This window comes from Curvibacter sp. Hmag1.1, assembly GCF_059769165.1.
Map to the genome: position 1 here is coordinate 51,861 of NZ_JBMBGX010000001.1, position 21,420 is coordinate 73,280.

19 protein-coding genes and 1 pseudogene are annotated in these 21,420 nt (G+C 53.5%); 11 read left to right on the forward strand and 9 right to left on the reverse strand.

Going from position 1 to position 21,420, the window contains the following annotated elements:
- Positions 1–19: 19 nt before the first annotated feature.
- Positions 20–946 carry a LysR substrate-binding domain-containing protein gene (locus tag ACOAP0_RS00245; protein ID WP_498374507.1) on the reverse strand — a complete coding sequence of 309 codons (927 nt, stop codon included), beginning with the start codon at positions 944–946 and terminating at the stop codon, positions 20–22.
- Between the two features lie 107 nt (positions 947–1,053).
- Between ACOAP0_RS00245 and ACOAP0_RS00250 the strand changes: the two genes are divergently transcribed.
- Genes ACOAP0_RS00250 through ACOAP0_RS00275 form a run of 6 tightly spaced genes read left to right on the forward strand, consistent with a single transcriptional unit; the run spans position 1,054 to position 7,091 of the window.
- Complete coding sequence (locus ACOAP0_RS00250) at positions 1,054–2,382, forward strand: ABC transporter substrate-binding protein (RefSeq protein ID WP_498391280.1); 1,329 nt, start codon at positions 1,054–1,056, stop codon at positions 2,380–2,382.
- 27 nt (positions 2,383–2,409) lie between these two features.
- On the forward strand, positions 2,410–3,309 hold the full coding sequence (locus ACOAP0_RS00255; protein WP_498374505.1) for a carbohydrate ABC transporter permease: 900 nt from the start codon (positions 2,410–2,412) through the stop codon (positions 3,307–3,309).
- A 9-nt stretch (positions 3,310–3,318) separates the two neighbouring features.
- Entirely contained in the window at positions 3,319–4,131 is an 813-nt protein-coding gene (locus tag ACOAP0_RS00260) for a carbohydrate ABC transporter permease (protein ID WP_498374504.1), read from the forward strand.
- A gap of 13 nt (positions 4,132–4,144) precedes the next feature.
- Positions 4,145–5,200, forward strand: coding sequence for an ABC transporter ATP-binding protein (locus tag ACOAP0_RS00265; protein ID WP_498374503.1), 1,056 nt, complete (start codon positions 4,145–4,147; stop codon positions 5,198–5,200).
- A gap of 25 nt (positions 5,201–5,225) precedes the next feature.
- Positions 5,226–6,356: a cupin domain-containing protein gene (locus tag ACOAP0_RS00270; protein ID WP_498374502.1), complete on the forward strand. Its 1,131-nt coding sequence runs from the start codon at positions 5,226–5,228 to the stop codon at positions 6,354–6,356.
- A gap of 3 nt (positions 6,357–6,359) precedes the next feature.
- Complete coding sequence (locus ACOAP0_RS00275; protein WP_498374501.1) at positions 6,360–7,091, forward strand: alpha/beta fold hydrolase; 732 nt, start codon at positions 6,360–6,362, stop codon at positions 7,089–7,091.
- A gap of 171 nt (positions 7,092–7,262) precedes the next feature.
- On the opposite strand, the gene ACOAP0_RS00280 is transcribed toward ACOAP0_RS00275, so the two are convergent.
- Together ACOAP0_RS00280 and ACOAP0_RS00285 are read right to left on the reverse strand one after the other, a co-directional pair.
- Positions 7,263–8,498, reverse strand: a complete 1,236-nt coding sequence (locus ACOAP0_RS00280; protein ID WP_498374500.1) for a CaiB/BaiF CoA transferase family protein — start codon at positions 8,496–8,498, stop codon at positions 7,263–7,265.
- 56 nt (positions 8,499–8,554) lie between these two features.
- Entirely contained in the window at positions 8,555–9,535 is a 981-nt protein-coding gene (locus tag ACOAP0_RS00285) for a zinc-binding dehydrogenase (protein ID WP_498374499.1), read from the reverse strand.
- Between the two features lie 120 nt (positions 9,536–9,655).
- Between ACOAP0_RS00285 and ACOAP0_RS00290 the strand changes: the two genes are divergently transcribed.
- On the forward strand, positions 9,656–10,063 hold the full coding sequence (locus tag ACOAP0_RS00290) for a transposase (RefSeq protein WP_498374498.1): 408 nt from the start codon (positions 9,656–9,658) through the stop codon (positions 10,061–10,063).
- A gap of 26 nt (positions 10,064–10,089) precedes the next feature.
- Positions 10,090–10,542, forward strand: a complete 453-nt coding sequence (gene tnpB, locus ACOAP0_RS00295) for an IS66 family insertion sequence element accessory protein TnpB (RefSeq protein WP_498391281.1) — start codon at positions 10,090–10,092, stop codon at positions 10,540–10,542.
- On the opposite strand, the gene ACOAP0_RS00300 is transcribed toward tnpB, so the two are convergent.
- A protein-coding gene (locus ACOAP0_RS00300; protein ID WP_498374497.1) for an IS3 family transposase occupies positions 10,424–11,520 on the reverse strand; the annotation gives its coding sequence in 2 pieces (ribosomal slippage) (positions 10,424–11,268 and positions 11,268–11,520; 1,098 coding nt in all). The two genes, tnpB and ACOAP0_RS00300, sit on opposite strands and share 119 nt — an antisense overlap.
- Before the next feature lie 142 nt (positions 11,521–11,662).
- Between ACOAP0_RS00300 and tnpC the strand changes: the two genes are divergently transcribed.
- Positions 11,663–13,237: an IS66 family transposase gene (gene tnpC, locus ACOAP0_RS00305; RefSeq protein ID WP_498374496.1), complete on the forward strand. Its 1,575-nt coding sequence runs from the start codon at positions 11,663–11,665 to the stop codon at positions 13,235–13,237.
- A gap of 232 nt (positions 13,238–13,469) precedes the next feature.
- Here the strand turns inward: tnpC and ACOAP0_RS00310 are convergent, their stop codons facing one another.
- On the reverse strand, positions 13,470–13,949 hold the full coding sequence (locus ACOAP0_RS00310) for a DUF2726 domain-containing protein (RefSeq protein WP_498374495.1): 480 nt from the start codon (positions 13,947–13,949) through the stop codon (positions 13,470–13,472).
- Between the two features lie 301 nt (positions 13,950–14,250).
- Between ACOAP0_RS00310 and ACOAP0_RS00315 the strand changes: the two genes are divergently transcribed.
- A complete protein-coding gene (locus ACOAP0_RS00315; RefSeq protein ID WP_498374494.1) occupies positions 14,251–15,741 on the forward strand; it encodes a hypothetical protein in 1,491 nt (496 codons plus the stop codon).
- Positions 15,742–15,804: 63 nt separating this feature from the next.
- Here the strand turns inward: ACOAP0_RS00315 and ACOAP0_RS00320 are convergent, their stop codons facing one another.
- The 3 genes and pseudogenes from ACOAP0_RS00320 to ACOAP0_RS00330 form a co-directional block, all read right to left on the reverse strand.
- The gene (locus ACOAP0_RS00320) at positions 15,805–16,554 is read right to left on the reverse strand and encodes a hypothetical protein (RefSeq protein WP_498374493.1); all 750 of its coding nucleotides are present in this window, start codon (positions 16,552–16,554) and stop codon (positions 15,805–15,807) included.
- Positions 16,555–16,594: 40 nt separating this feature from the next.
- Positions 16,595–16,720, reverse strand: a pseudogene (locus tag ACOAP0_RS00325) (glutathione S-transferase); the annotation flags it as partial.
- 121 nt (positions 16,721–16,841) lie between these two features.
- Entirely contained in the window at positions 16,842–18,074 is a 1,233-nt protein-coding gene (locus ACOAP0_RS00330; RefSeq protein WP_498374492.1) for a bifunctional alpha/beta hydrolase/OsmC family protein, read from the reverse strand.
- Positions 18,075–18,287: 213 nt separating this feature from the next.
- Here ACOAP0_RS00330 and ACOAP0_RS00335 point away from each other — a divergent pair, with 213 nt between their 5' ends.
- Positions 18,288–20,093, forward strand: a complete 1,806-nt coding sequence (locus ACOAP0_RS00335) for a glutamine--tRNA ligase/YqeY domain fusion protein (RefSeq protein WP_498374491.1) — start codon at positions 18,288–18,290, stop codon at positions 20,091–20,093.
- 393 nt (positions 20,094–20,486) lie between these two features.
- Here ACOAP0_RS00335 and ACOAP0_RS00340 read toward each other — a convergent pair whose 3' ends face one another.
- Positions 20,487–21,317 carry an AraC family transcriptional regulator gene (locus ACOAP0_RS00340; protein ID WP_291218304.1) on the reverse strand — a complete coding sequence of 277 codons (831 nt, stop codon included), beginning with the start codon at positions 21,315–21,317 and terminating at the stop codon, positions 20,487–20,489.
- Positions 21,318–21,420 lie beyond the last annotated feature (103 nt).

Below are 21,420 nucleotides of genomic sequence, written 5' to 3' on the forward strand. Positions count from 1 at the left end.
TGGCGCATTCAGTACAGATTCAAAACCCTTGCGCTGCTACCTCACGTGCGGATGCTTTGAAATTACTTATGAGTGGCGATATATTTTCTCGTCGCCAGCAAAGATGAAGTTCGGGCCGAGGTAAGCGGCTAGCATGCAAAGGTCTATAGACCACTCGATCCATGTGAACGCGTGCGGACGCGTCAGGTACGATTGCTAGACCTAACCCTGCACTCACCAATGCGATGACTGCATGAGGTTGGGTAGCTCTCTGTACAAGTTTTGGTACGACTTTCTCACCACCGAGCAGGTTCTCAACCATGTCGTGAAAATACTGTGATCCATAGCTAGAAAAACCCACGAATGGCTGGCTTTGAAGGTCATGTATATCGACTATTCGTTGCTGAGCTAGCGGGTGTTCTGACGGGATTGCGACGATCAAATTTTCTTCTATGAGCTTTTCGGTTGCTAAATCTGGCAATGCTCCAAACGGTCGCACTAGTCCTATATCAAGGCGGCCTTCCCGGATGTCTCTATATTGGTCTCCCGATAAAGACTCCCGCAGTGCAACTTCCACCAAGGGATAACGCTGTTTGAATGCGTGCATCACGGAAGGAATAACTGCGTATGCGCTAGCAGCGGTATAGCCACACCGCAAAAAGCCAGCCTCCCCCCTTGCTGCTGCGCGGACAACGTCTACAGCCTCCTCGAGCTTACTCAATGCGTTTCTGGCCTGAGCAAGAAATACCTGACCAGCGTAAGTCAGCTTGACTGAGCGCTGCGTACGCTCGAATAGAGTCACTCCAAGCCCCTCTTCTAGCTGCCGAATCTGCTGCGACAGGGGGGGTTGTGACATGTGCAATCGAACAGCAGCTTTCCCGAAGTGCAACTCTTCGGCTACTGCAACAAAGTATCGCAATTGACGGGTTTCAAGTCGCATTGAGAGTTTTTTCGTATCAATAGGCATCAATCATTATATTGGACGTACCAAACTTGTGACTGATAGAGTCCGCCCACGCTCAAGAGCCCAAGCGTTACCCTGCTTCAAAGTAAACAGCAATATAGGAGATACACATGCAACGAATGCTCGCTGGTCTAACTGGCCTACTGTTATCTGTCTTAGTCTCAAATCAAGCATGCGCTCAGGCCAACATGCCTCATGGACTCAAGCCCAACCAACCGTTTGCAGGGCAAACAGTCCGAGTGCTTGCAGTTGAAACGCCCCAATTCCAGGGGCTCCAGTTAAGAGACGAAGAATTTACTCGCCTTACTGGTATCAAAGTTGAGTGGAACTTCACACCTTTTAGGGCTTTACAAGAGAAGATCAGTGCGACTGGTGCTGCTAAGAGCAGTGAGTTCGACGTCATTAATTTTATGGATGCATGGGGACCCCCCAACGCATATTGGCTAACCCCGCTAGACCAATTGATCAAGCGTGATGGCATAGATATCAAAAGGTACCCTCCTGGATTCTTAGATGCTTCAAGTTTTGAAGGAAAACTGTTGGGACTGCCAATGCGCGGTCATGCACAGCTGTTCTTCTATAGAAAAGATATTTTTGACAAACTAGGTTTGGGGGTTCCCAAATCCTGGGATGACGTGATCACAGCGGGTAGAAAAATTCGGGACGCCAATCTTGGCATTGCACCTTTGGCTTGCTACTACGGAGCTGATGGGAACCGCCAGAATCTATTTTTGTGGGCGAACTTCTTGTGGGGTGCAGGTGCAGACGTCTTGGATAAATCGGGGCAACCTGCATGGACGTCACCACAAGCGATTAAAGCCACTGAGGACTACATTGGCCTTCATACAAAGGAAAAGCTTTGCGGTGATGGCGCTGTGTCCAATACTGAACAGGATGCGCGAGTTTCATTTGCTCAGGGCAAATCTGCAATGATCCCAGTTTGGTGGTGGTTTTACTCTGCAGCGATAAACCCGAAAGACTCAGTGCTACGCGCTGATCAAGTCACCTTTACATCCATGCCTTCGTATGCAAATCGTCAAGCCGTGACGTTGGTAAACGTGCACGCTTGGGCGCTGTCCTCTTACTCTCAGAAAAAAGATGCGGCATGGGAATTTCTCAAGTGGGCCTCGAACCCTGACTTGGAAAAGCGCAACGCAATTGAACGCTCGGTTGGTGGCAAGCCTATTGTGAATAACGTCGTTGTTCAAGTTAGCAACATGCGCGATGCCGAAATTAATAAGGTAAATAGTGGAGTTCCAGGTCTTGGTGCGGTCAGCCTTGCAAATTCAAAGATGCTACCTATGGTTGTTGCTTGGCCCGAAGTGGGAGACAACCTTTCCAGGGCAATCAACAAAGCAGCTGGTGGAGCTGACGTTAAAGCTTCGCTCACTGCCGCGGCAGATGAATCCAAACGTGCGTTGCGACGTGCATCTCGTTAATTGAAATCATTGGAAGTCGGAGCTGAGATGAACGATCGCTGGATCAAATATTTGCTGGTTCTACCTGGTGTGCTAGCAGTGTTGCTATCTGCCGTGTGGCCGCTGGTACAGGTCTTTTACCTCAGTTTCCGCGACTGGCGGCTTAACCGTTCAGCAGAATCGAGTCCACTGTGGCGCTTGGAAGATGGCTGGAGTGAAATCAGCTGGCTATTCGATAACTATGCGAGAGCATTCCAAGATCCTGGGTTTTGGTCTTCTGCATGGACCACCACTATCTTTTGTTTGGCAGCCGTTGTGATAACGCTCGTCCTGGCACTTGCCTCTGCACTTTTACTTTTTCCGGGCGGTCGCACACGAGGGGCTCTCCGTACTCTTTTGATTTTGCCATTTGCCATGAGTCCAGCACTGATCGGCATTAATTGGCGGTTTATGTTTAATGCCGAATATGGATTTGTCGCGAGTCTTGCTAAAGCTACAGGATGGAATGGGCCTGTCCCCAATTGGTTGGGCACCCCCAATGGAGCTATGGCGATATTGGTGAGTTCAGACGTATGGCATTGGACACCCTATATCACCATGATGTTTATTGGAGCACTAGCTTCTGTACCGCGTGAGGCGCAAGAAGCAGCTCGAATAGATGGTGCCTCTGAACTGCAGGTTTTTAAAGATGTGACATTACCTCTAATCTGGCCAGTCATCAGTGTGGCGGCAGTTCTAAAGACCATATTTGGACTCAAGGTTTTTGATCAGGTCTACCTAATTACCAATGGAGGTCCAGGGAATACGACTCAGACCCTTGCGCATTACATCTACTACCACGGAGTCAAATATTCAGACATGGGTTACGCAAGTGCACTTTCATATCTGCTTGTTGTTCCGCTGGGTGTTTTGGTCGTGATCCACACGCGCTCAGTATTTAAACGCTAAGGATTTGAGATGAAGTCTAAAGTCTGGATTACGTTCCAGTGGTTTTGCATGCTACTGCTCGCCTTAATCATTCTTGTCCCGATATATTGGGTGATGTCAGCGGCGTTCAAGGAGTATGTTGATATTTATGCGGGGCGGTGGTTGTTTATACCAACGCTGGATAACTTTAAAAAGATTATTCAACCTCCCTATGCAGTTCACCTTAAATTCTTAAACTCAATGGTAGTGGCTCTTGGCACTGTTGCCATATCACTCCCACTTGCATTATTTGCCGCCTATGGATTTTCGCGATTCCGTTTGCGATTTGAGAAAACCATGATGGTGTTGATCCTGGCGACTCAATTTGTCCCAGGAATAGTCATTGTTCTTCCTTATTTTTTGGCTTTTCGTGATTTGGGGTTGTACGACTCTCTATTCGGTCTGATTCTTGTGAATCTGTCTGTGGTTATGCCATTTGCAGTTTGGATGATCAAAGGATTTATTGATCGAATTCCTCTTGACGTGGAGGAGTCTGCTTTGGTGGATGGAGCTTCCCGTTGGCGCGTTATTTGGGATCACGTACTTCCGTTGGCACGCCCTGGATTGATCACTGCAGCTGTGTTCGGCTTCATCCTGACTTGGAATGATTTCAACTACTCGGTCATCCTCACTTCAACAAAAGCGGTGACTCTGCCGGTGGGGATGGCTCTGTTTTCCGCAGAAGAAGGTGACCTCTGGCATCTCATCGCAGCTACTGGTGTGCTGGTGATGATCCCGATGTTTTTATTCTCATCCGTAATTCAAAAGCATTTGGCGACCGGTAGTTCCGGCGCGGTGCGCTAAGGAGTATCAGACGATGGCTAGTATTGTTTTGAGGGGCATCACCAAAATTTGGGGTGATGTAGTAGTGATCCCAAATCTAGATCTTGAAGTCCATGAGGGTGAATTCCTTGTGTTGTTGGGATCCTCTGGTTGTGGCAAGACCACGACCATGCGAATGATCGCAGGGCTTGAAGATCCGACTGGTGGAGACATTCTATTTAATGGAAAAAGAGTAAATGCACTGGCGCCAAAAGACCGAAACATCGCCATGGTATTTCAGAATTACGGTTTGTATCCACACTTGACTGTGCGAGACAACATTGCATATCCACTGAAGGTTCGCAATGTCCCTGCCGGCGAGCATGACAGCTTGGTAAAGAAAGCTGCGAAAAGAGTTGAAATCGAATCATATTTAGATAGAAAGCCAAAAGACCTCTCAGGGGGACAAAGGCAACGTGTTGCCTTGGCGCGCGCAATTGTTCGCCAACCTGATGTATTTCTGATGGATGAGCCTCTTTCGAACCTTGACGCAAAGCTTAGGGTCACGATGCGATCAGAACTAAAACATCTCCATCACGAGCTCGGCGCTACAGTGGTTTACGTGACACATGACCAGATTGAGGCCATGACACTTGCTACACGCGTAGCCATCATGAGTCACGGGGTTATTCAGCAACTTGATACACCTAGGAACATTTATAACGACCCGGCAAACTTATTTGTTGCGGGATTTATTGGTTCTCCTTCGATGAATTTTGTTGAAGGAACCGTGACGTCAGGCAGCTTTATATCCGACGCTGTCAAAGTAGACGAAATAGACATCAAACACCAAGGCGCAGCCAAACTTGGATTCCGCTGGGAAGACGCTGAGATTGTCCCAGTTGGAAAAGGGAATTTGCAAGGACAGATCTACGCCGTTGAACTCATTGGCGAATCGACTCAGGTGACACTGAAAGTTGGCCAAGACCGTGTCGTAGTTAGGGCGCATAAAGACTACGCTGCAAATGATGGCGAAGTAGTCGATCTCAAACTTCATAAGCCCGGTTGCTTCTATTTCAATTCAAAAGACGGCGCACGTCTTCGCTCTTAACCATCAGACTAAAAAGGAAAATTCCATGCAGGAAGTCATTGTTTCAGCGGCCGAGCTTCGGCGCCGCACTATTCCGTTTACTGAACTTCAGTCGGACTCAGAGGCATTTGTTGATACTCGTTTACCAGGATCCACACCAAAGTTCAACTATGCCTTGATAGGGTCGGGGGTTTCACAAAATCCGACTGCGCATATAAATCTTCGTGAGACACATGGGTTTAATATTGGTGGCGCAGCCATGCCAAACGGTGTTACCAACAATCTGCATGTGCACTTTACAGCGGAAGTTTTCATATGCTTTAAAGGTAACTGGAAGTTCCGTTGGGGTCCTTTGGGAGAGCAAGGTGAGTATGTCGGAGAAGAGGGAGATATCGTCTCGGTGCCTACTTGGATTTACCGCGGTTTCACAAATGTTGGAGTAGATGACGGTTTTTTATTTACCACGTTAGGGCAGGACGCAACTGGGGGTGTGATTTGGAACCCACATGTCATGCGTGCAGCTAGAGAGACCGGCCTTGCTCTCAATCTCGGTAACGAACTGGTAGATTTAAACGCCACTCCTGTTCCAGATAGTTCACTACTACCGCTAATGAGTGATGATGACATCGCCAAACTCAAGACCTACACGGTAGAGCAAATGCGTCGAAGAGTAGTCAAACAATCGGACTGTATTTGGTCTGATTTGAACTTTCTTGATTGTGTACTGCCAGGTGGAGAAAAGGAACTCGCCCCAGTAATTGGATTTGGCCTTACTGAAGATCGTAACGCCACACCTCCAATTTTCAATCCTCATGGATTCAAACAAGAGTGGCTTCGCGCTAAATCTGGTAACGGACTTCACACGCATCGCCACTCCGACGCTCAGGTCTATATCGTAAAGGCGGGTGTCTGGGAGGTGAGCGTGAACAGAGGTGCTGCGCGCATGTCCATTACTCTAGGCCCGTGGGATACTTTTTCAGTGCCGAAGGGTGCCTGGCGTAGTCTGAAATGTATAGACGGTGAATTGGGACAAGTCTTGCTGATTACAGGAGGCGATAACCGCACCAGTATCGAATGGGATGAATCTGTTGTATCAGCAGCGCAGGAAAAAGGGTGGTCACGGGACGCAAACGGATATCTTGCCCCTCTCTCAGTACTTGCTTTGGCTGCTGCTTGATCTATGCACTTGCCGCCGCCGCTGGTTCTGATTCCAGGTACGCTATGCGATGAACGCCTTTGGGTAGATGTTCTACCCCAATTGACAACACTGACTGAATGTCAGACTGTCAATTGGTGCGCAAAGGAATTATCGGCATCCGATGCCGCATCGAGGATCTTGAACCAGGCGCCAGCTACCTTTGCACTAGCCGGCATGTCTATGGGGGGAAGCATAGCGCTGGAAATTTGCGCGCAGGCTCCGCACAGAGTGGAGGGGCTAGCTCTGGTTAGTTGCCAAGCCAGAGGTGATTCGAGGGTTGGCGCTGAGACCAGATCCAAGTTAGTTGAATATGCTACTCAATTTGGCTTGGGAACTTTGGTCAGGGACAAACTTTGGCCTCTTTATGTTCATCAAAGCAGGCTAAATGATCAGTCCTTGCTGGAGGCTGTAATAGCGATGGCTGAACGTGCAGGAATGCAGAGTTATAAATCACAAGGTCAATTGCTTGCCTCGCGAAGTGACCATTTAAAAACCTTGGCATCGCTGACCGTTCCAGTCGCCATAGTGGCAGGGGACAGCGATCTATTGTGTACGCCCATACATCAGGCTGAGATGATGTCGGTCTCCCGTAACGGGAAACGGACAGAAATACAGAATTGCGGACACATGTCACCGCTAGAGCATCCTCAATCCGTATTGAGCGCACTATCAACGTGGCTGGATGAGATTGTTCAAGTCGCAACTGAGAATTGATTGTTTACGTCCGCAAATTGGCAATTGCGACTTGATTTCATACGGTCTATTGTTATCTCGCATTTAGGAATATGCCTCCTTTCAATCAAGAAAAATTTTTCAAATCATATCGATTGAAGTTGAGTTAAAAGATGGCAATGAAACTCAATGCAATAGAGCAGACAATGAGGTTTAGATTACTCCAAGCGTCGATAACTTGACTAATTCATCTTGTGTCAGGCCAAGTTCTCCACAAAGTACATCTTGATTGTGCTGGCCAAGTTCCGGTCCAGTACGCCAGACACGGCCGGGTGTCTTTGAAAAACGCGGGACAACATTTTGCATGCGTACCGGACCAAGCTGCTCATCATTGACGGAGATGATCGCATTCCGACTTTGAAAGTGAGGGTCGTTGAAGATGTCGTGAATGTTGTGAATTGGTGCAAAGCTGACATCGTATTCTCTAAGTGTCTGACTTGCCTCCTCAAAAGTTCTAGCCTTGAACCATTCTCTGGCAATTGTCTCAACTGCTTCCCGATGAGCCAAGCGAGCTGTATTTGTGCAGAAATCAGGGTTGGTTAGTAAGTCCGGTCTTCCCCAGGCCCGCGCAAGGCGAGCAAATACAGTCGGCGCGCTAACGGCCATGGCTATCCAGCGGTCATCAGAAGTACAGTAGACGTCGCTTGGGGCTGAATAGGCGTTTAGATTACCTTGACGCCCCCGAACTATTCCCAATTGGTCATACTCAATCGGCATGAAGTCCAAAACTCGAAACATAGCTTCGGTTGCGGAAAGATCAATTTCCTGGCCACAGCGATTGGATGATTTTTCGCGTTCTAAAAGTGCCGAAGCTACTGCGAAAGCTCCAAAGACACCCGTCAGGGCGTCAGACACAGGGAAGCCGGGGTACATGGGGGGACCGTCCCGATGGCCACATAAATTTACGAAGCCAGACAGAGCTTCAAAACTGCGGGCGAATCCGGGTAGTCCTGAATATGGCCCGTCTTGGCCAAATCCGGTTACCCGTAGGACAACTAATTTGGGATTAATTTCGTGAATTCTTTCAATCGGTAGTCCCCAGCGAGCGAGGGTTCCAGGTCGAAAATTTTCAACCAAGACATCATATTCTGGGAGCAATCGCTCCAGCAGTTGCATTCCTGCCGCTGTGCGCAAATCAAGAGTGATCCCACGCTTGTTGCGGTTTGTTACCTTGGACCACAAAGGAATTCCCTCTTTGTGTGGTGGGAGATGCCGGATGTGGTCTCCTGTACCAGGCATTTCAATTTTCAAGACATCTGCACCCATGTCTCCAATCAATGCGCTTGCAAATGGCCCCGCTATTACTGTTGAGATATCGAGTACTCGAATTCCAAGAAGAGGGCCGCTTGGTTCCGCTTCATCGTTTTTCGAATATTGTGCAGTGTTCATAATTTAATTTTTTGGTTTCACATTTGAAAAGAATGGCAGCTCAACATTTAAAGGCACTAATCGATCAGCGCTATTGCGCGCCCCTCAATCTGACCTTGCTCAAGCGCTTGTGCTCCTATCGGAATATTTTCAAAACTGTATCGATCAGTTACTAAGGCGGAGAGGTCCAATAAACCGTCGTGATACCAACCTATGAAATCATCCAATTGCTCTTGCCGACAAGAGCCGCCGAGTGACCCGATAAGCCTTTTTTCTTTCATCAACATATCGATTGCATCAAGCGTCACAGGCTGCTTGGGTATACCAACTAAAACAGCTCGACCGCCACGCTCAATTCCGAGACGCCCCGCACGAAGGGAAGCTATTGCCTGTTGAGTCACTTGTGGAATGGCGACACAGTCAATGGCTACATCTACCCCAGGATGACAGCCGCAACGTAGCGGTTTCATACTCAAAATTACATCTGAGGGGACTTCAACATTACTGTTCACGGTGACAGTTGCGCCAAATTTCTCTGCAAGCATGAGCTTGCGAGGATCGAGGTCTATTGCAACGATTCGTTCTGCACGCAATACCTTGGCAGCAGCAACCGCTGAAAGCCCTACACCGCCAACGCCAAACACGGCGACTGATTCACCTTCGCGTGTTTGGGCAGCGTTCATAACTGAACCCGCACCAGTAATAACCGCACAGCCAATAATGGACATCAATGGGCCATGTTTTTGCCCTGGTATAAGTCGTACATAGAGTTCATCAGCCAAACAATAATTGGCCCAGGTAAACACATTGGGTGAGCGAGCTTCTAGCTCAGCGGTCAGGCTAACGGTAGCTGCCTCAGGAGTGCGTCCACTTTTATCTTGTCTGGGAACCCAAGTTACCAGCACTGTGTCACCAGCTTTGAGTCCCTTAACAGACGAACCTACTTCTGCAACTACCCCATAGCCTTCATGACCAAAAAGCATAGGGGCTGTCCTATCCTGATGCATCCAATAGACTTGACTTTGACACAGTCCAGTTGCAAGGACTTTGACTAACACCTGATTGGGTTTTGGATCTGGGAGACAAACTGAGACAAACTCCAGCGGGCCGTTTGTAAGCGGCCAGCGAAGTCACCTTGTTGACTGACCTGTGACCGTGCAACATTGTGTCCACAACAAATGATTGTGGACGCAATGCTCAAAGACTCAGATACCCCCAGGTACGCAGTGCGACGTACCAAGCGCACGTACTCTCCTGACACCAAGGCCGAATTGCTGGCTGCTTGCAGAGCACCGGGCGCATCCATAGCGGCCATTGCCAGCTCACATGGCATGAACGCCAACGTGTTGCATCGCTGGCTCAAAGAGTCTTCCCAAGCCGGCTCATGCACGGGCTCTACTGCCCTGGATATGACAGACCGGACTGTGCCAGCATTCATTGCGGTGCCTCTGCCCGCTCAAACGACCGAACCTGTAGAGCGTGAGATCAAGGTGGAGGTGCGCAAGGGCGGCCTGGCCATGACCGTCACCTGGCCCATGTCTGCGGCCAGTGAATTTGCCTCTTGGTCGGCCAGCGTTCTGAAGTGATTCGCATCGACTGCGCCTGGCTGGCAGTGCAGCCACTGGATATGCGTGCGGGCACGGATACGGCTCTTGGCAGAGTGGTCCAGGTGTTCGGTGCGGCGCATCCCCACCACGCCTACTTGTTTGCCAACCGCCGTGCCAATCGTGTGAAGGTGCTCGTGCATGACGGCATTGGTATCTGGTTGGCGGCCCGACGGCTCAACGAAGGCAAGTTTGTCTGGCCAGCAACGACAACATTGAACCGGCATAAGCAACTCAGCATGGAACAATTACAAGCCTTGGTGCTGGGTCTGCCCTGGCAGCGCCTGGGCAATAACGGCATCATCACGGTTGTGTTGAAGCCACCTCGAATTCCTGAACCATTCAGAAGTAGAGGTTGGGGAATTTTGTCACACGGTATTCGACCGGCGGAACTGACCCCAATGCTTCATGGGGTCGGTGGTGGTTGTAGCGATGGAGCCAGTCCGCAGTCATGTCTCTGACCTCCTGCAAGGAATCGAAGACGTAGCAGTCCAGCACCTCGGTGCGATACGTCCGATTGAATCGTTCGACATAGGCGTTTTGCGTTGGTTTGCCTGGTTGGATGTGATTGAGGGCAATACCCTTGGTCTTGGCCCACTCGGCCAGCGCATGTGCAATGAATTCCGGGCCGTTGTCCAGACGAATGAACAGCGGCGCACCACGCACCTCCACTAGTTCGTCTAAGGCCCGGATAACCCTGGCAGCGGGCAAACTTGTGTCAATCTCGATGCGCAACGCCTCCCGGTTGAATTCGTCGATGACATTGAAGGTGCGGAACCTGCGGCCCGACCACAAAGCATCGGACATGAAGTCACAACTCCAACCCTGATTGGGCTGCTTTCCCGCCTCCAGAGGCTGTCGGATGCGCGCAGGCAGGCGCTTCTTACCCCGTCGTGGCAGATTCAGATTGAGCTGGCAGTACACCCGCCACAACACTGTCTTGCCCCAGGGCTGGTTCTGATGGCGGGCGCTTGCGTAAAGCAGGCCAAAACCATGCCGTGGATTGGTAGCCATATAGGTCTGCATGAACTGGATGACCCCGGAGTCGTCAGGCTGCTTGTGGCAATAGCGCAGTGTGGAGCGGGCAATGCCACTGGCAACACAGGCTTTACGTTGGCTCATGCCATGGTCGGCCATGAGCGTTTGCACCACATCAATCCGACGCTGCGGGGTCAGAGCTTTCGGTCAACGACGTCCTTCAACGCATGGTGCATGAGTGCAAGGTCGGCATACATGCGCTTGAGCTTGGCGTTCTCCTCCTGCAGCTCTCGCAACTGAGAAAGATGCGGGACAGTCATCCCGTTGAACTGATTCTTCCACTTGTAGTAGGTGGGTTCGCTGACGCCGTGCTTCCTGCAGGTCTCACCGACCTTGGCTCCCAATTCGACCTCTTTCAAGATGCCGACGATTTGACTTTCGCTGAACTTTGATTTCTTCACGTAGAGACTCCGTTGGGGGGATTTTCTCTACTTCTAACTGGCTCAAGCTTTCAAGGAGGCTTCAGTGTGAGTGGGCGTATGGCAGGTCCATTGGTGCATGCACCAATAGCGATGGCGGGCCGTATTTGCCACACTGCTTGCCATGGTTGTCATCCCGAAATCACTGGACCAATTGGGCGCGCAAGAGTTGCGCGAACTCCTTATTGGGCTGATGACCAAGGTGGAGCAACAAGAACAAACGATCAGCAGCGATGCCAAGGAACTGGTGTACCGCCAGACCAAGATCGATCAGCTCACGCACGAGATGGCTGTGCTCAAGCGCCACCAGTTTGGCCGCAGCCGTGAGCAACTCGACAGCACGCAGGTCAGCCTGCTCGAAGAAGCCTTTGACGAGGATCTTGCCGCCATTGAGCAAGAACTCCAGAACCTCACACCACCACCCAAGACTGACACCGAGTCGCCCAAGAAGCCCAAACGTGTTGCGCTGCCAGCCGACCTGCCGCATGTCGATGTCCACCACGAACCCGATTCAACAACCTGCAAGTGTGGTTGCCAACTCAAACGAATAGGTGAAGATGTTTCTCAGAAGTTGGACTACACGCCTGGCGTGTTCACGGTAGAGCGCCATGTTCGTGGCAAATGGGTCTGTGCCGGTTGTGAAACGCTGACCCAGGCGCCGGTTCCTGCGCAAGTCATTGATAAGGGGATCCCCACAGCCGGATTGTTGGCCCAGGTGTTGGTGGCCAAGTACGCGGATCATTTGCCCCTTTACCGGCAGGAGAAGATCTTTGGTCGTGCTGGCTTGGAAATACCGCGCTCCACACTGGGTGCGTGGGTTGGCATGTGTGGTGTGCAGTTACAGCCTCTGGTGGATGCATTGAAGGCGTCGGTACTGAGCCACTCGATCTTGCATGCGGATGAAACACCTATCCCTATGCTCAAGCCGGGCAACAAGAAGACGCACCGGGCCTACCTCTGGGCGTATGCACCGGGAGTATTCGAGACTACCCGCGCGGTGGTGTACGACTTCTGTGAGTCCCGCGCCGGCGAACATGCCAGAGCATTCTTGGGTAAATCCGATGAAGACGGTGGCTGGAGCGGCACGCTGGTTTGCGATGATTACGTGGCCTACAAGGCGCTGTTTACCAAGGGTGTCAAAGAGTCCGGCTGCATGGCCCATGCCCGCAGAAAGCTGTTTGAACTGCATGCCAATCACAGCAGCCTGATTGCTGCTGAGGGGCTTAAATTCTTTGAACTACTGTATGACGTGGAGCGCGACATAAAGGTACTCAACGCCGAAGAACGCAAGAAAATTCGACAGGAGAATGCCAAACCGGTGGCCGATGCCCTGCACAAGTGGTTGCTATTGCAGCGAAGCAAGGTACCCGACGGCTCGGCAACAGCAAAAGCACTGGATTACAGTCTTAAACGCTGGGTGGCGCTGACGCACTACCTGTATGACGGTCAGGTGCCCATAGACAACAATTGGTGCGAGAACCAAATCCGCCCGGTCGCATTGGGAAGAGGCAATTGGCTCTTTGCAGGGTCACTGCGCGCCGGTCAGCGTGCCGCCGCCGTGATGAGCTTGATTCAAAGCGCCAAGATCAATGGGCATGACCCGTATGCCTACATGAAGGACATCCTCACACGGCTGCCAACGCAACGGAACAGCCAGATTGAGGACCTGCTTCCGCACCGCTGGACGCCCCAGCCCTAAAAAGTACCTAGCAGTCAACCTGTGTTGGCTGGGTGCTTACGAGACCCCGGCTACGGGTCGATTGCGGACTAGGATGGTTGCGTCGCGAGGCTAGTGGCACTGATCAATACAAGCAGACTGGTCAGCAATTTCCGGAATGACGATCGTCGATTTCCGGGATATGCAACAAACGGCTAGCCGAGCCGCGGTCCCCCACTCCACGATTTGAGTATTGCTCTGAAACGAATACTCGCTAACTCGTTGAATTCATTTCGGTAGGGGCCTTGAAGCTGGCGATGTCTTCCATAAGCTGTGCTCGATCCGGTACTCGCTTGTACCGCAACACTTTGTATCCCGCCTCAATCAGCATTGCATCCCGGTCAGCATCGTTCGCTTCGCGTCCTTTGTGACTGGCGTCGTCCAGTTCGATTACAGCAATCACCTCAAACCCTTTTGACATCAGGACAAAGTCCGCAATCTTTTGAGAGAAGCTATATCTGCTGGCGCCACCTTTAGCTCGTAACAGCGCGCCAAAACTGACTTGCGCAAGCACTGCTTGATCGGGCATGGGAAAACAGTCTGCGAGCCGCCAATACATGGCCTGCTCGTTGGCAGTTAAGGCCTTGCGCTTAGCGAAGTTTCCTTTTTTTGGCCTCTTCGGAAGTTTCGGAAGAACTGCGGCTGCAGCAACTACAAGCGCAATCAGGATTGCGAGCAACAAACCAAATTTCATATCAACTCCCCTGTCATTTGTTGATTCTAGGGCGCAAGTGGCTACTAGGCCTAGGCGCGATTTGACGCAACGCCACGCACGCTGAGTTCGTCCTGACAGGTGCCTGGAGGTAGTGGGTAGAGAATGCCCGCATTTCGCCTAAGACCTCTTTCGCATGCCAAAGCCATCCTTGGCCGCCTTGCATTGGTGTGTTGATCGGTGTGTGAGCGCATTGATGACGTTAGGAGAGATCCCTGCTGCCGGCCTTCTCACCCAAAGCCAACCGAGCTATTGACGGCCACAATAGAGGAGAGGGGGAATCATGCCGATTGAATATGGAATGCTTGCTGACGACGACTTTAAAGAGCGGTTCATTGCCGGCTCCCTGGTCATCGACTGCCCGAACATACTGTTGAAGCGTAATGGCGATGGGCCAGGTCAAGAGAAATTTGAAGCGGCCGGGCAGTTGGCTGTCAACCCGAAGTTTGGCGCGCGCGCGACTTTGATCTTCGATGCGCTGGAAGACACGTTCGCTGAGGTGATCGAAGAGAAGCTGGACAAGCGAGACAGGACCGTTTTCGGCCAAATCACGCCAGGCGACTATGAGCTAGCGGCGACGGACAACATGGGCAACGTATGGCGCAACGCCAACGTCTTTGTGAACCGTGACATCGTCTACGGCAAAGTCCACGTCATCGCAGAGTGCGGGCGCATCCACTGTCAGCACCCCGGGGAGGGACCGGTTCCGTGGACTCGCATCGTGATGGTTGACGAGCTGGACTTCCCCTTCCGCGGTATCCCGCACATGAATGGTGAATCGGCCGGCAAGGTCGGAGCCCTCTCAGTCGGATACGCGTATAGGAGAGGCGCGGATAGCCTCGTCTACTATGAGCTTTGGGGCGAAGCGGAAAACACCACGGCGATGCCCGCCAATTTTGAGATCCGTTTGCTCGAAGCGGTTAGGTTCGCTACAGGAGTCCAGGCATTTTGGGTCATGCTGGAGACTTACAACAGTGGCATGGTGACTGTCGAGCTATGCGGTGCCGCGACCTTCGGCAAGGGCCTGATGCCGCCGCCCTTGAGGCACGAGGGAAGTGAAGAGGCCTTCTACGCCCTAATGGACTGCTATTTCAAATACGCCTGCGAGAGTGCGGGCGACAAGCCGCTTGCGCCGATGTCGGTGAAGCTTGCTGGGCTGCGCTCGGTCAGCGATGCAGGCTATGCGGAGGTCTTCGCTTTGCATGTCGGAGCGACGGCAGAAGCAGTCCTGCTGGAAGAGTATTTCAAGGAGCTCGGCGCGCCGTCGAACGAAGCCTTGCAGGCCCAGATGATCATGGTAGGGGCGATCGGCAAGACCGGCTTGCGCAAGGAGCTCATCGACAGGGGGACTCAGATGCTTGGCGGCTTTGCCAGTAGATCAGCAACGGACAAGCTCGCGCACCTGGAGAAACTTGCTGCCATCGAGAAGGGGGAGCTGGGTAACTGGAAGAAGCTGCGCAACACCTTTGCGCATGGGCTGGAAGTCCACAAGAGGAAGATGAGCGACCAAACGCTGCTCGACAAGTCTCTCGCAGGACTGTGCCTCGTTTACAAGCTGGCTTTTTTGCGCATCGGCTACGACGGCCCCTACACCGACTATACGACCATTGGCTGGCCAAACCGGTCTTATGATCCGAAGCTGTTTAGAAACATGATTGCCGAGCTGGGCAAGCGGGTGCCGCCCGACCCAGGGTCGCCCGCAGGTCCGCGCCGCTTCGCTGCATTCGTGAGCCGACTCTGGAAGTTGTGTTTACTTGGTCAGCGCCAACAATAACTAAGTGGTCGGCAAGCTGTTGATCTCAAGCCTCTACCGATAACGACGTGCAACTGCCGGTCGCTAAAAATTGGCGTCAATGTACGTCTTCAGCTTTCTGCAGGCTTGGCAATAGTCAAAAAACTCATTCGCAAATGCGGATAGGTTGGTGTTGCGGATAGGTGTCTTCACAATTTGAGGAATTACTAGAAAGTGGACACAGTCGTCGATGTCCATCAGTAACTTGACGTGATGGGCCTCCAGAAAAATAATTTGCGCGAGTACCTTCTCTAGGGTACTGCGCGTTCGACCAATGTGGTGATCCAAGTACTGCATCCAGTTCGTTTGCGAGCTGAAGGGAATAAAGTGCAAAGGGGCGCTTGAGATTGGGGCTATGGCTGAGAACGCTTGCACTACCTGCGCCTTTGTAACTGCATCCAATGTGAGAACTAAGTTTGCCGCATTGCCGATTGCAACCACTTGGCTCTCACAGATACCAACGACATGTCGACTGTGCTTTTTAAGATAAGGTGCAACGGTCGCTTTGTCATCAACTTCTTTGATATGGACGACGATCAAATAGAAAACGTAGCTGGCCACAATGGACGTCAAGACCGCATCGACTAGCTGCCCCAGTTCAAATACAAATACTGCTGGAGCAACAATGCGGTTCAACCAGAGGATCTTTAAAAGAAGCAGCACTGTGGCCACCAACGTAAGCATGGTGGCAGGTTTTGATGCAGTAGTGATGCTCCTTAATATTGACATGATGTTCCTTCCTCTCTGATTGAAATCTGCTAACTTGAATTCTTGAATCTCATTGGAGAACACCATGGCTTAAGCGTCTGGTCGGACATCGAGCACGAATGCCACGGCCAGCTTCCTCCAGCATGATCAAAACATTGAAGCCATTGGGGGTGGGAACTGCATAAAGTTGCAGGCGACCAGGATGGGATGCCGGCCAGCGCTGCGTGATTGGAAAGGACGAGAGGTCTGGCATAGTTCTGGGATCCTGGCGCGGTGGCGGCGCGGCGATAATGGCCGCAAAGCTGATTCAGCCTCAGTTATGGCTGCGGGCTATATATCGTCAGCGTTTTTGCCATGGCAGGGCAAAAAAGTTCCTAGGAGAGGTGCGTTCTGACCTCAATCTCAGACGTGAGCGTGCGATGCACGGGGCATTTGTCGGCGATCTCCAGCAAACGAGCCCGTTGAGGCGCATCGAGCGGCCCGGCGAGTTCAACAGTCCGCTCGATGCGGTCGATCTTGCCTTCCTTGGTCTCACATTCCGCGCAGTCTGTAGCGTGGATCTTGGCGTGCGACAACGTGACGCGGACGTTCTCAAGGGGCCATTTCTTGTGGCGGGCGTAAAGGCGCAAAGTCATCGCCGTGCAGGCTCCTAGTGCACCGAGCAGAAGGTCATATGGTCCCAAGCCGAGGTCGTCTCCGCCTACTTCCACTGGTTCGTCGCTCACCAGCGCATGGCGCCCCGACTCAACGTTGACGGCAAAGTTGCCCGGAAGGTCGCTGATCCGCACTGCGCCGACTGGTGGCGGCACAGCTCCGCGTGTCGAAGTCACTTCGTTCAAAGGGGCGGGGTCCGGCAAATACCGTTTCGCCCAGGCAGCAATGAGCCCTGCGGCGTACGTCGCATCGCTCTGGCTGTTGAGCAGATGGTCGGCATCGTCGAGCGATACGAAGGATTTGGGGTGCAGCGCCTGTTCGAAGATTCGGCGGGCGTTCTCTACTCCAACGATTGTGTCGCCGGGCGCGTGCAATACAAGCAGTGGCCGACGCAGCGCACGGATGCGCTCGGCTTGCGGCTGGGAGGCGACGTCATCAAGAAATTCCCGCCGCAATGTAAACTCGCGGCCCGCAAGCGTGACACGGGCCTCGCCGTTGGACTCGATGAGAGCCAGACCCTCGCCAAACTGGTGCTTAACTTGTGCGGGATCGAAGGGCGCGCCCAGCGTCACCACCGCACGCGCATCGGCAATGAGGTGTGCCGCGGCCAGAACGGCTGCGCCACCCAGCGAATGTCCGATGAGGAGCGCTGGTGCGCCATGCTCACTTCGCAGCCAGTCGGCCGCCGAGACTAGATCGCCGACGTTTGAACTGAAATGGGTGTTTGCGAAGTCACCGTCACTGCCACCCAAGCCTGTGAAATCGAAGCGAAGCACGCCGAAACCGGCTTCGACCAACGCACGCGCAATGTAGGCGGCCGCTTTCGAGTCTTTGGAGCACGTGAAGCAATGGGCGAAGACAGCCCACGCCCTTGGCAACGTGCTTGGTTTATCAAGCCGCGCGGCCAGCAGATGGCCTAGGCTCCCGGGGAATTCAACTTTAAGACTGGTCATGTTTCACTCAAGTTCATCCTCGCGTTGAACCGCGGTCGAGCTGGCCGCGACTCCTAGATTCGAACACAAAATCAATTCAGAAGCTTGTTTTCGCCACAGGCTTCGCCGAAGGCCTTAACCTCAGCTGAATGGGGCGCTGTGCGCTTCATCGACTGAAAGTTAGGCGATGAGACCGCGCCGCGTATTGTGATGCGTTGCTCCTAAAATGAAAAGATGACTTCTACAGTTAACAAAGATTCCGCCAAGCCAAGCAATTTTCTACGCCATGTCATCGACAACGACCTCGAGCAAGGCACCTATGCAGAGCGCAAATGGGGGGGCAGCCCCGGCGACGCGCAACACCATGCGCAAGGCACCCAAGACCCGGCCACAGTCCGTATGCGCTTCCCGCCCGAACCTAACGGCTACCTGCACATTGGCCATGCCAAGAGCATTTGGCTCAACTTCGAACTCGCGAAGGAATACGGCGGCGTATGCCACCTGCGCTTCGACGACACCAACCCCGAGAAGGAAGAGCAGGAATACGTCGACAGCATCCGCGACGCGGTGAAGTGGCTCGGCTACGAGACCTACCTCGCCGACAGCCCCAGCGCGCCCGGCACTATGCAACCGCACGAATACTTCGCCAGTGACTACTTCGACTTCATGTACCGCGCGGCCGAGTACCTGATCACCGCCGGCCTCGCCTATGTGGATGAGCAGACGCCCGACCAGATACGCGCCACGCGCGGCGACTTCAACACGCCCGGCACCGACAGCCTGTTCCGTTCCCGCAGCCCCGCTGAGAATCTGGCGCGCTTTCGACAGATGCGCGACGGCGAGCTCGAAGACGGCGCCGCCATCCTGCGCGCGAAGATCGACATGGCCAGCTCCAATATCAACATGCGCGACCCGGCGCTTTACCGGATTCGTCGGGCCACGCACCACAACACCGGCGATAAGTGGTGCATCTACCCTATGTACACCTATGCACACCCAATCGAGGACGCGCTGGAGCAGATCACCCATTCGATCGCCACGCTCGAGTTCGAAGACCAGCGCCCGTTCTACGACTGGCTGCTCTACCGGTTGGCAGAAGGCGGCTTAATCGCCAGCCCGCATCCGCATCAGTATGAATTCGCGCGGCTCAACGTGACGCACGTGATCACCAGCAAGCGCAAGCTGCGCCAGTTGGTCGAGGAGAGGCATGTCGACGGCTGGGACGACCCGCGCATGCCCACGCTGGCCGGCCTGCGCCGCCGCGGGTACACGCCCCAAGCACTCAAGCTGTTCTGCGAACGCAGCGGCGTGACCAAGTCCGGCGGCTGGATCGACTACGCGAGCCTCGAAGCGGCGCTCCGCGACACGCTCGACCCTATCGCCCCGCGCGCCATGGCCGTACTCGATCCGGTAAAGCTCGTCATCACCAACTGGGCCGAGCTGATGGGCAGCGACGCCCTACTGGACGACTGCACCGCCCCGGCAAACCCGCGCGACCCCGAAGTCGGCGTGCGCCGCTTCAAGATCGGCCGCGAGGTGTGGGTCGAACGCGCCGACTACGAAGACGTACAGCCCAAAGGCTTCTTCCGACTGTTCCCCGGCAACAAGGTGCGTCTGAAGTACGGCCACACCATCGTATGCACAGGTGCCACGCGCGACACCGGTGGCAAGCTGGTCGAAGTGCGGGCCACACTGGTGCCCGATACCAAGAGCGGCACGCCCGGCGCGGATGCGGTGAAGGTGAAGGGCAACATCACCTGGGTCGCGGTAGCCGACGCGGTGCCGGTCGAGGTACGCCTGTATGAACAGCTGTTTGCCACGGCGCAGCCGGGCAGCGGGGACTTGCTGAATGAGTTGAACAAGGAGAGCCTAGTGACACGCGCGGCCTTCGCGGAGCCTTCATTGGCCGCGGCAAAGGTTGGCGGCGTGGGGTTTCAGTTCGAGCGACACGGGTATTTCGTGGTGGATGCAAAAGCGGCCGACGATGGCAAACTTGTGTTCAATCGGACTGCGGGGATGCGAGACAGCCGGGGAAAGTAAGGCAGAGCACCTACTGATCTGCGCATGGCCGTCGCTCTTTTAAGATGCCACGCTCCATCCTCAGCTGCGCCTTGATCCAGTTGTGCAGCGTGCTCGCAGCCGCTCCCAATACCGCCGGCACTACCTCGACGCTTTGGCCCAAAGCTAACCGTTGGAACGCAACTTGGAATGGGCATTGGCCTGATTTTGTTGATGGCCTGTGGATTTCCGTCGAAAACTGATCCTCTGGGGGGCGGAGTAAAACCTGGACTGGTTTATGCCGTGACTCCAAGGCTCAGCTGGTATTCATTGGGGCTGAGTAAGCGAAGGGATATCTTGATGCGCTTTTCGAGGTCGCCTTCCTACTTGTTAAGTCACTAAAGAAGTTGGAAGTTCCATTGGGGTGCATTGAAGTTACCCGCCAACTTTGAGTCTTGCAACCCAGTTCGTTGGCGATACTCCAGTGCGGCGCGAAAACGCTCGGGCAAAGGTGGTCTCGCTGGTATAACCCACGGCAGGTGCAACTGCTTTAAGTGGCTTGCCGCGCTTGAGCAATCCCTGCGCAAGGCTAATGCGCCAATCGGTAAGGTAGTCCATCGCAGTATCTCCCACGGTGTCCAGGAAATCCTTGGCAAAACGTGAGCGCGACATGGCAGCAACGCCCGCGAGTGTCTCGAGGGTCCACGCTTCTTCCGGCTGTGCATGCATGGCCATTATCGCCCTGGCCAGACGCTCATCTGCCAGCCCCGCCAATACGCCCGCCTTGACCAGACTGGCCTCCACGGTATGACGCAACAGCAGGATGGTGAAGTATTCAATCAAACGATCAATGGCCGCACTGCGCCCGGTGCGCGATGTGAAGGCCTCGGCAAACAGCAGTTCCAGCGTCGGCTGCACGCCGGCAATGTCATCCATGGGCACAAGGAGCAGTTCCGGCAAACCGCGCAAAATCTGCAGCCCCATGCCGGCCCCAAATTCAATGTGCGCGCAGACCAGATCACAGCCAGCAGGATCGTCCACTTCAAAACGGTGCACACTGGACTGACGGTAAAAGAGCAGCGTCGGCGCCACGATTTCCACGCGCTCACCGTTGGCATGGATGACCCGCAACTGGCCCCGACGCAGTACATGCAGCATGCCAATCCCCCGGTCATTCGGAAAATCCACCACCCCGCAGAGCGCGCCGCTGTAGAACACATTGGCACTGAGTGAGAAGCGGGCGAACAGGGGGGAGAGGCGGTCCATGGCGTGCTTTCGATACGAATGGTGCTGAAAGCTGGACTTTCAGTGCCCGCAAGTATCGCCCGAAGCGCGACATTAGATTCTGTGCAAACCCGCACACAACACT

What these genes read in the sequence shown, in the direction of transcription:
- ACOAP0_RS00245 (WP_498374507.1), bottom strand. Translation starts at nt 946, where the DNA reads ATGCCTATTGATACGAAAAAACTCTCAATGCGACTTGAAACCCGTCAA.
- ACOAP0_RS00340 (WP_291218304.1), bottom strand. Translation starts at nt 21,317, where the DNA reads ATGGACCGCCTCTCCCCCCTGTTCGCCCGCTTCTCACTCAGTGCCAAT.
- ACOAP0_RS00335 (WP_498374491.1), top strand. Translation starts at nt 18,288, where the DNA reads ATGACTTCTACAGTTAACAAAGATTCCGCCAAGCCAAGCAATTTTCTA.
- ACOAP0_RS00315 (WP_498374494.1), top strand. Translation starts at nt 14,251, where the DNA reads ATGCCGATTGAATATGGAATGCTTGCTGACGACGACTTTAAAGAGCGG.
- ACOAP0_RS00275 (WP_498374501.1), top strand. Translation starts at nt 6,360, where the DNA reads ATGCACTTGCCGCCGCCGCTGGTTCTGATTCCAGGTACGCTATGCGAT.
- ACOAP0_RS00255 (WP_498374505.1), top strand. Translation starts at nt 2,410, where the DNA reads ATGAACGATCGCTGGATCAAATATTTGCTGGTTCTACCTGGTGTGCTA.
- ACOAP0_RS00260 (WP_498374504.1), top strand. Translation starts at nt 3,319, where the DNA reads ATGAAGTCTAAAGTCTGGATTACGTTCCAGTGGTTTTGCATGCTACTG.
- ACOAP0_RS00330 (WP_498374492.1), bottom strand. Translation starts at nt 18,074, where the DNA reads ATGACCAGTCTTAAAGTTGAATTCCCCGGGAGCCTAGGCCATCTGCTG.
- ACOAP0_RS00280 (WP_498374500.1), bottom strand. Translation starts at nt 8,498, where the DNA reads ATGAACACTGCACAATATTCGAAAAACGATGAAGCGGAACCAAGCGGC.
- ACOAP0_RS00270 (WP_498374502.1), top strand. Translation starts at nt 5,226, where the DNA reads ATGCAGGAAGTCATTGTTTCAGCGGCCGAGCTTCGGCGCCGCACTATT.
- ACOAP0_RS00250 (WP_498391280.1), top strand. Translation starts at nt 1,054, where the DNA reads ATGCAACGAATGCTCGCTGGTCTAACTGGCCTACTGTTATCTGTCTTA.
- ACOAP0_RS00320 (WP_498374493.1), bottom strand. Translation starts at nt 16,554, where the DNA reads ATGGTGTTCTCCAATGAGATTCAAGAATTCAAGTTAGCAGATTTCAAT.
- ACOAP0_RS00310 (WP_498374495.1), bottom strand. Translation starts at nt 13,949, where the DNA reads ATGAAATTTGGTTTGTTGCTCGCAATCCTGATTGCGCTTGTAGTTGCT.
- ACOAP0_RS00265 (WP_498374503.1), top strand. Translation starts at nt 4,145, where the DNA reads ATGGCTAGTATTGTTTTGAGGGGCATCACCAAAATTTGGGGTGATGTA.
- ACOAP0_RS00290 (WP_498374498.1), top strand. Translation starts at nt 9,656, where the DNA reads ATGATTGTGGACGCAATGCTCAAAGACTCAGATACCCCCAGGTACGCA.
- tnpC (WP_498374496.1), top strand. Translation starts at nt 11,663, where the DNA reads ATGGTTGTCATCCCGAAATCACTGGACCAATTGGGCGCGCAAGAGTTG.